The sequence below is a fragment of the Flavivirga abyssicola genome (assembly GCF_030540775.2).
GTDB lineage: Bacteria > Bacteroidota > Bacteroidia > Flavobacteriales > Flavobacteriaceae > Flavivirga > Flavivirga abyssicola.
In genome coordinates, this window is sequence record NZ_CP141266.1 from 974,082 (window position 1) to 989,130 (window position 15,049).

Annotated in this window: 7 protein-coding genes; all 7 read right to left on the bottom strand. The window is 36.0% G+C overall.

The genetic code is table 11. From position 1 onward, the window contains the following. Positions 1–110: 110 nt before the first annotated feature. The 7 genes from Q4Q34_RS03855 to Q4Q34_RS03885 all read right to left on the bottom strand — a co-directional run bounded on the left by Q4Q34_RS03855 (position 111) and on the right by Q4Q34_RS03885 (position 14,876). Positions 111–2,375, bottom strand: coding sequence for a glycoside hydrolase family 3 N-terminal domain-containing protein (locus tag Q4Q34_RS03855; protein ID WP_303318452.1), 2,265 nt, complete (start codon positions 2,373–2,375; stop codon positions 111–113). 112 nt (positions 2,376–2,487) lie between these two features. Continuing rightward, positions 2,488–3,858, bottom strand: coding sequence for a glucoamylase family protein (locus Q4Q34_RS03860; RefSeq protein ID WP_303318453.1), 1,371 nt, complete (start codon positions 3,856–3,858; stop codon positions 2,488–2,490). Between the two features lie 6 nt (positions 3,859–3,864). Continuing rightward, a complete protein-coding gene (locus tag Q4Q34_RS03865; RefSeq protein ID WP_303318454.1) occupies positions 3,865–5,226 on the bottom strand; it encodes a glucoamylase family protein in 1,362 nt (453 codons plus the stop codon). Between the two features lie 191 nt (positions 5,227–5,417). Further along, entirely contained in the window at positions 5,418–7,214 is a 1,797-nt protein-coding gene (locus tag Q4Q34_RS03870) for a LamG-like jellyroll fold domain-containing protein (protein ID WP_303318455.1), read from the bottom strand. A 26-nt stretch (positions 7,215–7,240) separates the two neighbouring features. After that, on the bottom strand, positions 7,241–8,788 hold the full coding sequence (locus tag Q4Q34_RS03875; protein ID WP_303318456.1) for a RagB/SusD family nutrient uptake outer membrane protein: 1,548 nt from the start codon (positions 8,786–8,788) through the stop codon (positions 7,241–7,243). A gap of 11 nt (positions 8,789–8,799) precedes the next feature. Continuing rightward, positions 8,800–11,853 (bottom strand): SusC/RagA family TonB-linked outer membrane protein, encoded by a 3,054-nt coding sequence (locus Q4Q34_RS03880; RefSeq protein WP_303318457.1) that lies wholly within the window; start codon positions 11,851–11,853, stop codon positions 8,800–8,802. 227 nt (positions 11,854–12,080) lie between these two features. Beyond that, entirely contained in the window at positions 12,081–14,876 is a 2,796-nt protein-coding gene (locus tag Q4Q34_RS03885; RefSeq protein WP_303318458.1) for a helix-turn-helix and ligand-binding sensor domain-containing protein, read from the bottom strand. Positions 14,877–15,049 lie beyond the last annotated feature (173 nt).

Below are 15,049 nucleotides of genomic sequence, written 5' to 3' on the forward strand. Positions count from 1 at the left end.
ATAATCATACTTCAACAGCACTTGGTACAGGTGTGATTTCTCGTCGCTCATACTTCGCTCTGTCGAAATGACAACTAACTCTAAATAATGTTAGATAGATTAAACTATGTCTAATCATGTTTATCTAATATAAACATATGCTCAAAATCAAAATCTGAAGTGCCTTTTATAGCAATTTCAAATGTTCCGGGTTCTACGGTAAACGTGTCATTGTTGTAAAATTTTAAATCTTCAACGGTTAAGTCAAAACTCACCGTTTTACTTTCTCCTTTTTTAAGGGCTATTTTTTTGAAGCCTTTAAGTTCTTTTACCGGTCTTGTGATACTGCCCACTTTATCGTGAACATATAATTGCGCCACTTCAGATCCATCGTAATCACCCGTATTTGTTATAGTAACTGAGGCCGTTAAGGTATCTGAAAACCCTATAGTGGTTGCTGATAATTTAAAGTCGGAGTATTCGAAATGAGTATAGCTCAACCCATGTCCGAAAGGGTATAAAGGCGTATTCGGCGAATCAATATAATTCGACTTGTAATCTTCTTTTGGATTATTAGGGGGAATAGGACGTCCTGTATTTTTCATATTATAATAAATAGGTACTTGCCCCAAAGTTCTTGGAAAGGTTACCGGTAATTTTCCTGATGGATTATGTGTTCCAAACAACACATCAGCAACTCCACTTCCACCACTAGTTCCTGGAAACCAGGTTTCTAAAATGGCATCTGCTAAATGATCTTCTTCTGATAGATCCAACGGACGACCATTCATTAAAACCAATATAATTTTTTTATTGGGTACCGCTTTACGAATTGCTTTTATTAAATCTGTTTGACGTCCGGGTAGTTTGATATTGGTTCTACTGGCAGCTTCTCCACTCATATCGTAGTCCTCTCCCATCACCATAACGACTTTATCTGCTCGTTTTGCAGCATTTATAGCACTCTTAAATTCACTCTTATCATCACCTTCAATCTCACAACCTTTGGCATATATAATTTTTGAATCGCCTAAATACTCCTGAATTCCCTCATACACACTAATGGCCTTGCCTTTTCTATCACCAGCAGCTGCCCAATTGCCTATAATATTTTCTTTGTCTTTCGCCAATGGCCCTATTAGTGCTATTGTTTGGTTATTATTTAAAGGCAATCCTTTGTCTTCATTCTTTAGCAACACGGAACACATCGCGGCAGATTTACGCGCTGCTTCTAAGAACTCAGGTTTATAAACCACTTCTTTTTCGCGTTGCTCATCGCAGTATCTATAGGGATCATCAAACAAGCCCAGTTTATATTTTGTTAGCAGAATTCTTCGGCAAGCATCATTAATCAATGCTTCATCTACGTTTCCTTCATTCACTAATTCTTCTAAATAGAGACGATTTGCACTGCTCATCATATCCATATCGATGCCCGCATCTATAGCTAATTTTGTGGCATGTTTTTCATCTTCTGCAAATCCATGAGGCACTAATTCGTTAATAGCCGTATAATCGGTAACTACAAAACCACTAAAATTCCATTCCTCTCTTAAAATATCTCTAAAAATAAATTTATTTCCTGTTGCTGGCACACCATTAACTTCATTAAAAGCCGTCATAAATGTTTCTACACCTGCCTCTACAGTTGCTTTAAAAGGTGGTAAGTATACATTTCTAAGTTCGTCCTCGCCCATATTTACTGTATGGTAATCACGACCAGCCTGTGCAGCACCATAGCCCACAAAATGTTTTGCGCAAGCAAGTATCGTATTATGTTTGGATAAATCCTCTCCTTGAAACCCTTTTACATATGCTTTTGCAATTTCACTACCTAAATAAACGTCTTCACCAGCACCTTCTGAGATACGTCCCCAACGTGGGTCTCTCCCTATATCTACCATGGGGGCAAAGGTCCAATGTATGCCTTCTGCCGAGGCTTCCTCGGCTGCAATGCGCGACCCTTTTTCTATATCGTCTAGATCCCAACTTGCTGCTAATCCTAAATTAATCGGGAAAATGGTTCTAAAACCATGAATAACATCATAGCCAAACAACAACGGGATACCTAACCTTGTTTCTTCTACCGCCAGTTTTTGCAAATCTCTAGTTCCTTTAGCTGAATATACATTCAGCATGGCACCAACATTGCCTTCTTTTATGTATTTTTTATTATTGGAACTCACTGTTGGGCCCGTAACCGTCCAACCGCCACTATACATGACGGTTTGACCAATTTTTTCCTGTAAAGTCATTAGACTCATCAAGGAATCGACTTTAATGTCGAACGGTGTTACATTAGAAACCTTGCTAACGACATTTTTAGAGTCGGTACGACAACTAAAAACGGTCATTATGAGTAAAAAAATGTAAGCTTTGGTTAGAGTATTAATCATTTTTTTAGTGTTTATTTTATATAATTATCAAAATAATAATTTGAATTCAACAATAGACAGGCTTTGGAAATCGACATCATAACGTATTGAATTCATTTATTTTTCATTTCCTTTAGTAATTAAATCCTAATTTATCCAGTCCTTTTTTAACATCTTCATTTTGCATAAATAGGTTCCATAACAACCCTGTTCTATGATTTTCAATCATAATAATTTGGGGTCCCTGATCTATAGCAAGGTAAGCTTCGGTGACCCAAAAATTATAATGCGGACTAAAGGCATCGTAAAATCCTGCCGGTCCTAATAATTTATCTTTATTTTGATATAAATAATGCATCACTTTAAGAGATTCCGTAGGTGTGTAGGGTATAGAACAAATGGCTGCTGTTGGAGATACTACCCCTTTGTCGTTTGAAGGACTATGTGCAGAATACCCTCTGGAACCGTCTGTATTTCTTGAGTAACTTGCTGTTAAGCCCCAGCAGTCTTCGCCATAATCTATATAATTTTTCGGATTGGCTATACAATATTGACGATTAATCTTAGTATGGTTGACTACCAAATTCCAATAATTCCCATATTGATCGGTTAAGTTTCTAGGATTTAATCCTAAGAATGAATAATGACTAAAAAACAAAGGCCCTCCAAAATTGGAGCCACCAGAATGTCTTAACACCAATGGAAAACCATACTGTGAAGTTGAGGAAGTAATCGCCCCATTTTTAGCCCAACCTTTTTCGTAATCTGTTTTATCAATTGTATAATCTGGTGAAGCGGCGGCTAAAATATAAGTGATTAAAACTTCATTATAGCCTGTTAGCTTCAAGTTGATATCGAAACCATAATTAGGACTCCAGTGCCAGTATAAGACCTCTTGGTTTTGGGTATACCAATTCCATTCTACACCCTTCCATAATTCATCTGCTTGTTCTGCCAAAGCTTTTTCTGTATCTGAACCATTTTTGAAATATTCTTTGATACAAATGAGTCCTTGTACCAAAAATGCAGTTTCTACCAAATCACCCCCATTATCCTTTGTGCTAAAGGGTAATGCATTACCTGAGTTACCATCTATCCAATGTGACCATGCGCCGTGAAAACGATCTGCGTTTTTTAAAAATGTTAATATTTTACTTAATCTGGAAATACCTTGTTCTCTTGTAATAAAATCGCGCTCTATACCTACCAGAATACTCATGAGTCCAAAACCAGTACCACCTGTTGTGACTACATTTTGATTGAGTGTCGGATTATCTGGATGATATCTTTCTTTTGCAGCACCAGAACTTGAGTGTGCAAAATCCCAGAAGTATTTAAAGGTTTCTTTTTGGGTTAGATCCATCATGTCTTCATCACTTAATGGTACTACTCCAGTAGGATCATCATCTGACCCTGGAATATAAGGTTCCTGATACCCCGGACCATTATCTTTCCCACAAGAAAAACATACAACACACAATAATATCAATGAATATCGAAGCATAGAAATTTATTCGTCTTTTTTGTGTGTGAATCCTAATTTATCCAGCCCTTTTTGGATGTCTTTATTTGCCATAAAGAAGTTCCACAACATCCCGGAACGATAATTTTCAATCATTACAGGAATAGGTCCCTGGTCTATAGCTAAATATCTTGGCGTATACCAATTATGTTCAAAACTAAAGGCATCGTAAGGCCCATATTTCCCTATGAGACTATCATGGTCTTTATATAACTTTTTTAACATTTGCATGCTCTCTTTTGGCGTATATGGAAATGAGGACAGTGCTGCCGTTGGTGCAATCACACCTAGATCTTTATCTGGCCTATGTCCTTTATAACCTTTTACGGAATAACTTGATGTCAAACCCCAGATACTATCTCCATAACCTTTATAATTTTTTGGATTAGCTACTGCATGCTTGTAATGAATTTTGGCTTGATTTTGAACGAGTTTCCAATAATCCGCATAGGTATCTGATAATCCTTTTGGATTTAATCCGGTATAGGAATAATGTGCCCAAAACATAGGACCTACAGGAGATTTATCATGTTCGTAATAATCAAGAATTAAATCTTCCCCATAATATGTTTCATTAGAAACAATATCTCCATTTCTAGCCCAACCTTTATGATACACTGATTCATTTACAGCATGTGTAGGTGATGAGGCTGCTAAAACATACATAATTAGACATTCATTATATCCCCCAACCGGAAAATCCATATCCCAGTTGTATTCTGGTGACCAATGCCAATACAATACATCTTCGCCTTTGGTATACCAATCCCATTCTACGTCATGCCAAAGTTTATCTATTTTTTCTACTAATTTTTGTTCCTCTTCATTACCACCTTTAAAATATTCGGCAACTGTTAACATACCTTGAACTAAAAATGCAGTTTCTACCAAATCTCCGCCATTATCTTTTTTGCTAAAGGGCATCATTTTACCTGTTTGCCCATCCAACCAATGTGGCCATGCTCCATGATACCTATCTGCTTTTTCAAGAAAATTAATCATTTTAACAAAACGCCCTAACGCCTGCTCTCTGGTTATAAATCCGCGTTTCACCCCTACCAAAATAGCCATCATTCCAAAACCAGTACCTCCTATGGTAACGGTATGTTTTGGTGATGTAGGGTAAATATCGTCCATATGTAAACGTTCTGGGGCAAGACCTGAGTTAGGTTCTGCGCCGTCCCAAAAATAATTGAAAGTTTGTTTTTGAATGGTATCCAACAACGCTTCATCATCTAAAATGATCGTTGTGTTTTTGGAGTTGATAGTATTGTCATTATTCTTTCCATCGTTCTTACAATTGAAAAAAATAGTCAAGACAATTAATAATGTAAATAATTCATGCTTCATAAAAGTATGTATGATAAATTAATTGAGGATATCTAAAAAGTGTCATTCAGAATGAAATGAAGAATCTCTTATGATTTATATGCTTCAATTTACAGAACAATAAGATTCTTCGCTATTATGCTCTGAATGACAAAATAAATTACTTTTTAGATACCCTCAATTCTACTAATTAAACTTAAACAACATAAGTCTTAATTACCCATAATGGTTTGAATTTCTGATTGAGACAAGGCTTTGTCATACAAGCGTAATTCATCCATTAAACTTAGATCTGACCAGTGATTCCATTGTGTGAAATTTGGTGCTCCAGACATGACAGACAATATATCTACACCTGTCCAATCTACTGGTGAAGCTAAAGCATTTTCAGCAACAACTTCTCCGTCTATATAAACTGTTGCCTTGTCACTGGCAATAGTAAACGCTAAATGAATCCATTTATCTACAGAGGGGTCAACATCTGCAGTCGCGCCACCATCAACCCATTGATTTGCTGAACCTAGACCTACATTGAGTTTAAAACGTTGCATACCGCCTGCATCTTCCCTGAAAAAACTAAATCCTTTTGTTAAATCATTTTTAGTGCCTCCATCTGTCATTGGTGATCTCATAGCTAATATACCAGCTCTGTTCGGATCGTTATTCACCTTATACCAACATGTGGCACTAAACTCGTTAGTCGTTAATGCGCCTCTTTCGTCTGTAGGAAACGTTAAATAAGAATCTGTTGCACCAGCATACGCATCTGTACCTTCAACACTCTCACCTGCAAAACCTGGCGTGCCCACTTTAGCTGCTTCAAGGTCTCTGAACAGTTCATTGTAGTTGCCATCAAAAGGCATATAAAACATCTCTCCAGCATAAGTTGGTGTGTAGCCTGAAACAAATTCACCTGAATCATCTGCCATAATTTGCAGTATTTCCTGCTGAGAAATCGCGCGATCAAAAATCCTGAATTCATCCAACAAACTTTGATCTGACCAGTGATTCCATTGTGTGAAATTAGGTGCTCCGGACATAATTGAGAGGATGTTACAATCCGTCCAATCGATACCATCATGTGGACCTGTTTTCACTACCTGACCATCGATATAAACCGTGGCTTCATTTCCAGCAATGGTAAATGCAAAATTAACCCACTTATCAGCAGTTGGATCTACATCGGCTGCCGTATTCCCATCAAACCAATGATTCTTTTCTCCGGATCCTACATTTAATTTAAAGCGCTGATTGCCTGCTACATCTTCCCTAAAAAAAGTAAAGCCTTTCTTTAAATCATGTTTTCCATCTACCATAGGAGACCGCAGTGTTACGACACCTGCTCTTTTTACCCCATTCTTATTTGGAGCATCATTTACTTTCATCCAAAAAATGGCACTGAATTCGTTATTTTTAAAACGATCTGCTGGAAATGTTAAATACGATTCCTGAGCTCCCATATAAGAGCTTGCTCCGTTTAAATTATCGTCATTAAACCCTGGAGTTCCTTCTACTGCTGCCTTTTCAAGGCTTACTAAATCTGTATAATCTCCATCAAAGGCTATATATAAAATTTCGTTTGGATATTTTGGGATGTAAGCAGGTTCTTTAGTAAAATTTATCGTTTCAATAGTCGTTTTATCGCTAATATCCGTAGCAACAACCTTAAGTTCATGGTCTCCATCCGCAATCTGATCATAGATCAAATTATCAACAACTAATCGACGATAATCAATGAAAGAATCAAAATTATTCAATTGTACATTGTCAATTGAGACTGCTACAGATTTTAATTCAATGTCATCAGCCGCTTCAAACTTAATATCAACACTGGCAAATACTTCATTAACCTTTAAAGTAAGGCCTTCAGTTGGAGATGTTATTGAAATAACTGGTGCTCCTGCATCTGGGCCTGGGTCTACTGCTGTTATTGAGTCGATACCGTTATCACAAGAAAATACCAGTAATATCAATAACAACGCAAGAATACTATTTATAATTTTTTTCATTTTCTGTTGTTTTTTATTAGAATTAGTTAGTCAATCAAATCACCCAGTATTGGGAACTCGTCTATTTGATCTTGATGATAGGTTACAAATTTTTTATCGGCAGTAAACGTTCTACCTTCATAACTCAACTCATTATAGCGTTCTAATCTCACCATATCAAAAAATCGTTTGCCCCACTCCATAGCAAGTTCAGCATATTTTTCATCAACAAGCTGATCTAAGTTAACACCACTAAGCGGTGTGAGCCCAGCTCTTTCTCTAACCATATTTACTGCCTGATCTGCTGTCATAGCAGAATTAGAAGCTCCTTGAATTAAGGCTTCAGCATACATTAAAAGTGTTTCGGCATAACGGAATATGATATAATTCTTATTGCTACCGTAGGCTCTACGCTCACCGATAAGCTGATTGGTTGGCATGTAGTGTTTACCACTTGAAAAGATAGCTCTTTCACTATCATTCAGTTGATCGCCATCCCTGGTTGTGTTAGATACAAAGTTTGGCAGTGTTGCTGACGTATAAGTCGTCGTTGCAATAATACTATCAATACCTTTTTGAGTGAACAACACTGAAGTTTCCAAACGTTCATCTTCTCCTCTATCCAACATAAACTCAATATACTTCATACTTGGCTCAAAAAAGCCCCATCCTCCACTAGCACCGTCAACAGCTGGCGTCCAGCCTTGAGGGCCGTAAGGCGCATAAAGGTGGCTTACATTTTCGCCTGTACCTTGACCAAAATCAGAGAATTGCATTTCGAAAAGGCTTTCATCACTCAATTTCCCTGGAGTTTTAAAAAGCTCGTAAAAGTCTGGGTATAAACTAAATTTCCCTGAACTAATTATCTGACCTGTGGCATCGGCTACCGCCTGATAGTTTTTAAGTTCTTGATTTGCAGAAGCTTTAATCATTAACGCTGTGTATTTAGTGACACCTCCTGGTAAGTCTGTGCGTTCATTTGGGCGCATGTCCAATAAAAAAGGAATTGCCTCATCCATTTGATCTGAGATATGCTGCATAACTTCATCTTTACTAGGCACTGAAGTGACATTAGCAAAATCATTAAGATTGGAAGATTCTGGTATGAAGACTGCACCGTAAACTTGTGAAAGTTGTAAAAGCAGTATAGATCGAAGTACTTTTGCTTCTGCTATATACTGTTCTCCTAGTGCAACACCTTCATCGTCTGCTAATTCCATATACCTGCTAATTTGTTCCATTGCTGTATGTGCAGTAATTATGGTCCCATAATAGCCTTCCCATAATGTTCTTGAACCAAAAAACGAGTTGTCATATACATAACGGTCTTGGTTTTTAAGCCCCTGCTGGTCTCCAGCTGCATTTACATCATCTCCCCTAGTGGAAATAACCAAAGGTCTTTCCCAGTTTCTATATGAAACTTCGGCATAAACGCCTATGAGAGAAAAAACCATCTCATCGGTTTTAGAAAAATCTGTTCCACCTGCAAAATTGTTGTTAAGTTCTGGTTGATTCAATTCGTTTGAACAGCCTGTAAGCATAACACACAACAAGATTATTAGCGCAGACAGTTTGTTTATTTTTATTTGTATCATAGCTATTATTTTTAAATTTTAATATTTACACCTAACGTATATACGCCAGGGATAGGATAGGTTTGTTGGTCTCTACCATTTGCAACTTCTGGGTTAAACCCATTGTATTTAAATAGTGTCAATGGTCGTTCTGCTGTAATATAAAATCTAATATTTGGATTGAATTTCCCCTTTAATCTTGGTAGTGTATATCCTAATGTTACGTTTTGTAATCGCACAAAATCACCATCTTCTATAAAGAAGCTATTAAGAAATTGATTGCTCCATGGATTTCTTATACCTCTTGCAGATGGGTAGGTATTTGATGTCCCTTCACCACGCCAACGATTAATTGCAAAATCCCTATCTATATTTGGGTCTGGTGATTGTCTGATTGAAAAGCGTTTTATATTTGCTATCACATTACCTCCTTGCCCAATAATATTTAAAGAAAAGTCAAAAGCCTTATAATTAAGTCCAAAGTTAAACCCGAAAGAATAAGAGGGTAAAAATGAGCCTAAATCTACGCGGTCTTGTGCATCAATCTCCATATCACCGCTATGATCAACAAATCTAAAATCTCCGGGTTCAACCGTTAAGCCATTTCCTCTTGCTGTTACAGCTGCAGGATCTGCCAGAATTTCATCTTCGGTTTGATACACGCCGGCAACCTCAAGTCCGAAAAAAGAATTTATGGAACCTCCAACAACAGACCTTTGGGCTACGTCGCCCCCAGAGGTTAAGTTTTCCTGTCCTGCTAAATCCAATATTTCATTTTTCAAGGTAGAAAAGTTTCCTCCAATACTATAGCTAAAGTCATCTGAAACACGTTTAGTCCAATTTACAACCAACTCAAGTCCTGAGTTTCTTATCACTCCAACATTTTGCCTGGTTTCTCCAGGTACTAAAAGTCTAGAGACTGGAATTATGGCATCCCTGGTTTCTCTATTAAAATAATCGGCATCGATGGATAGTTTACTATCGAATAATCTTGCGGTAATACCAAAGTTGGTTTCCTCTGTTACTTCCCACTTTAAAGCTTCAAAGTCACTGCTAGTAATAAGCCCTGGGAATCGGGTATCGCCAAAAGAAGCAATAGTTTCCTCGGAAGTGATTCCTCCTGAACTTGAAGCTACATTCGCATTCCCTAATTCACCCCAACTGGCTCTTAGCTTTAAAAAATCAAAAACGCCATTGTTTTCCATAAAAGGTTCGCTGGAAACTACCCAACCTGCACCAATTGTTGGGAAATACCCCCATTTTTCCTGGTATTTATTCGTACCATCAGCACGGAATGTACCATATAATAAATACTTATCGTCAAAATTATAAGCTACACGCCCAAAATAAGAGAAGAAATATTGTCTAGCCCCATCATCACCTGTAACTCGGTCGCCATTTCCTCTTTCGGTCAAATCGATATCATCCGACAAATCTAAAAAATAAGATTCATCACCTATTCCAAGTCCATTAGGGAAGTTTATGCCTTTTGCCTCAAGCTGTTCAAATGACCGGTCTCTAAACGAAGTACCCGCCAAAACAGTTAAGTTGTGTTTCCCCAAATTATTGTTATAAGTCAAGGTATTATCCCATGTTTGTTCAGAAAGTGTCTCATTTCTTTTGATTAATTCTGCAGTATTCCTGTTAGCAGTCCCAATACCAAAAGAAAATGGAAGCCTCACCTCTCTAACTTCAAGCGTTTCAAAATTGTGAAAATATGCTGTTTTAAAATCTAATTTATCGGGAATAACTTCGTATTGCAAATCAAAAGTCATCAGCGTATTTCGGATTTTACTTCTATTTTCTGTATTTTCCATCACCGGAAAAGGGTTTTGAGTCCCCCTATACCCTAAATCATTTGCATTGGCATAAGGTCTTGGAAACGCATCGGTTTTGGATGGATCGAGAACCGGCATAGTTGGTACCGCAAAATATGCCAAAGCAAATGCTGTTTCTTCTGGACGGTATCTGGTTGCATTGCTTAAAAGTGCTGAAACGCCAACTTTTAATCGATCGCTTACATCAACATTTAATTTGGTTCTAATGTTAAAACGTTCATAATCGTTTTTCATTCTAAGTATACCTTCTTGCTCAAATTGGCTTAACCCAACAGAATAGGTAATATTATCTGCACCTCCGGTAACACCCAAACTATGGTTTTGAATCAGCGCATTACGCAAAATTAAATCATACCAGTCTGTATTAACATCTGGAACATTTGGATTGATCCTACTTCTTCCGTAACGCTGCATGGCATTTTCAATAAACTGAGCTTCTGCATCAGAACCAGATTCCCTAGCCAAAGTCGCAAACTGTTCTGAATTTGAAAGTTTCACAACATTATGAGCTATTTGAACACCTTGATAGCCATTGTAAGTAATTTGAGGTTTCTGATTACGTTTACCTGAATGTGTTTCAATGAGTATAACACCATTTGCTGCTCTTACCCCATAAATTGCAGATGCAGACGCATCTTTCAAAACCGAAATAGTTTTTATGTCTTCAGTATTCAAAAAATCAATATCATCATAGAATGCACCGTCTACAACATAAAGAGGATCTGAGGCTCCATCTCCAGTGTAAGACCCTAGACCACGAACTCGCACTGTTGGTGATGTCCCCGGAGCACCACTACTTACTACCTGTAAACCTGCCACTTTTCCTTGTAGTGATTGCATGGCAGCTGCAGCTGGTGTTCTAGTAATGTCATCAGCTTTAATGGTAGTAATAGCACCTGTTAAATCTGCTTTCTTCTGCGTACCGTAACCAATAACCACGACCTCATCTAATGAAGCAATGTCTGGTTCAAGCGAAATATTTACAGTCGTTTGGTCTTGAATTTGTATCTCGACCGTTTTAAAACCCAGAGAGCTGAATTCTAAAATTTCTCCTTTGTTAACATTAATGGAATAGCCGCCATCAAAGTCTGTACTTACTCCTCTTATTGTGCCTTGTACAATGACATTAACTCCTGGTACAGGCAGATCATCTTCGGCACTTGTAACAATACCACTGATTGTTTTATCCTGAGCAAAAGCATGAAGTGTAAACAAAAGAATTAACAGTAAAGTAAATCTTGTTTTCATATAGTTTTAATTTAGAATGTTAGTTTGATACTAAATTATAAAGTATGGGGGTGCTCATCAAAAAATGACTTACACATAAATTACGTCATATGTGAAAAAAAATGAAAAAATCGCTATTGACGTATATTATAGCTACAAAAAATAAGCAGAAACATTAGGATTAAATAAGTTATGACGTAGTTTTGGCGTAGTATTCTTAAATGGGAATTTAAGAATTTTAATACTATTTATTTAAAATCTAGCAAATATTCACTTAAAGATTTGTCATTTTCTAAATTTAACTTGCGTTTTAATCGATATCTATGAGTTTCTAACCCTCTAATGGACACATTCATCAATGGCGCAATCTCTTTAGTTAGTAAATTCATTTTTATGTAAGCACAAATCTTCAAATCTTTATGTGTTAGTTTAGGATGCTTTGCTTTTAATTGATTGAAAAACTCTTCGTGTACTTGATTGAAATTATATTCAAATATTTCCCATTCATCTTCATGCCCTATGGAGTTATCTATTTTTCTCAATAGCCGTTTGTATGTAGATGAATTATCAAAACCTTCTTTATTTCTTATAAGTTCATTTTTAATTTCCAGCATGGACTCATTTTTTTTCACTAAAGCCATAGCTGTATTTGCCAATTGTTTACTTTTTAACTTGACTTCATTTTTTAAAGATTGATTTTTTAGCTGTACTATCTTCTTATCATTTTCTATGGTTTTCTCTTTCAAAAGTACTTCTTGCTCCTTTACAAATTTATCGTGTAAAATCTTTTGTTCTTTTTTGATTTTTCTTTTATGTAATCCATATACAATACCTCCTATGATTAAGGCCATTATAAAGTAGAACAAACTATTTTTGTACCACGGTGGTAAAATTGTAATCTGAATTATTTTTTCGGGAGAGACTTCACCCGATAGGTTTGTCGCTCTAAAATGAATACTATAATCTCCATTACTTAAACTCGATAATTCTAATCTCTCATTATCCATTTTATACCAGTTTAAAGCGTCTGATGTAGTAATGGCATACTCAAAAAAGTGGTTTTTTGATAGTGGTGACGATATGGAAATACTTATACTTTTATTAAAGGGAAACTCATAAACTTGTTCATGATTAATATCAACCAAGGTTTTATCTATTTCTACATGCTCAATAATGGGTTTCTGAAGTGTATCGCTTCTCTTTTTTGCTGTGTTATTTATTAACATAAAACCATCATATAGGTTTAATGTATATATGGAGTCATTAAGTTGTGAAACACTTTCTGCGTCTACTACGAGTCTTTTTTGAATAAGTTCATTAGGAAGATTCAAGCCTTTTTTATCCTCAGTTAATGATAGAAAAGTAATTTTATCGTTAGCATTATTGGTTACTAACTCATTAGCACCGGATTCGGAGATAATATCTGCATCTGTTCCAAAGGAATTGTTTAATAAATCGTGCGGAACGATACTATCAATCAAGGCCTCATATTTCTGCCAACCTCTATTTGTTTTAAAACAAATATCATTTTTAATTTTATGGACTTTAATACTAAAATCTGACCATAGTCCTTTATTCTTATAATTTTCAAACGTTACAATACTATCATAGCTTTTATCAAACCTCACTCTAAACAAACCTTTATAAGCATGAGCCGCCCATGCCGTATGTGCATCTTCAAAAACTAAATATTTTATTGGTATCGTTTTATTTCCCATGTGCCTGGAGTTCCATTTCCCTTCAGAAATATCAAATCTCACTAATCCTCCATAGGTGCCTTGAATAAAGGTGGTTTTCATTTCTGGAACTTTTTTAATCACCCAGCCTCCTGTAAATTCGGATATTTTTCTTAGTTTATTGTTTTCAACAAGATAAGTTCCATCATTATGTCCGCATAATAGTTGTCCGTTAATTTCTTTTAAACTCCAAACTTGTCCCTGAGAGCCTTCAATAAAATTAAGATCACCTTCTTTTAAATAAAACAGCCCTGTATTACTTCCCAGGTATAGTGTGTTTCTATAACTTATTACATCATAAACCGCACCTAATTTCCCCGAAGTGTCATTGTATAAAGTATGATTATAGTCCAGGTCTATTTCCGCTATACCATTATCTAGCCCCACCCACAAATTATTGTTACTTCCTAATTCATGACCTAAAACTGTATTATTCAATAACCCATTTTCCTTATTAATATGGTATTTAACATGTCCAGATTTATTCGTAACGTAGACACCATTTTTTATGGTTCCAAAAACCATATCCCCATTTTTAAGGGCTTGAAACGTATTAAGCTGCTGTTCTTTTATAATGTTACTAATGTTAGACTCCCAAATTTCGAGTCTGTTATTGGCTTTATTATATATATAGCAGCCATTGAGCGCCGTAGTTATCAGTAATTTTTCCTTGTTGTAATTATCTATTGAAATGATCTTAACATCAACAAATTCACTTGTATTTATGAAGGGTCTTAATATATCTCCTTCTAAAATAAAAATACCATTTCTTACTGTTGAAACATAAACGTTGTTATCTACAACACTACACGACAGAATAGTAGATTCTGGTTTTATTCTCTTTATTTCTCCATTGTTGTAGATGTATAGGTTTGAGAAAGACCTAAAGAGTATCGCATCGTCATGAAAGAATATTTGCCAAAACTCTTCATCTGAAGGTGTTTCGTTTTCTTTAAAGTTACTTAATGGCGTATAAACTAATTTTCCTTTTGAGTTTTTTTTCCAATACCCAAACTCTTCATAAGACCCTGTGTAAATAACATCTTTATGGGCTAATACTGAACGTATGATCGTTTTATTTGGCAGCTGATAAAAATTCCATTTTAAACCATCAAACTCAACTAAACCTTTATCATTCGCGACATATAACTTACCGTTATCTGCTCCTGAAACATCCCAGTTTTGATTTCCTGCATTATATTCTGTTAATGCATAATTTTTAAAATAGGGTATGTATTGAGCGGTTACATTATGAGACGCCATAAAGAAGCTAAATAGAAAAAGAACTTTATAGTGCTTAAGTTGCATTATTGTTGATTTTTTTAAAAGAAAAAGGGAATGAGTACAAAGCTAATCAAAATAATATTAAAATATCTTTTTTAGATTATGAGCAAAACACAAAAAACCTCCAACCGGATAGGTTAAAGGTTTTTAAGTAGGCTGCGCAAAAATTTTGAGAACGTTAGTACAAAATAAGATTA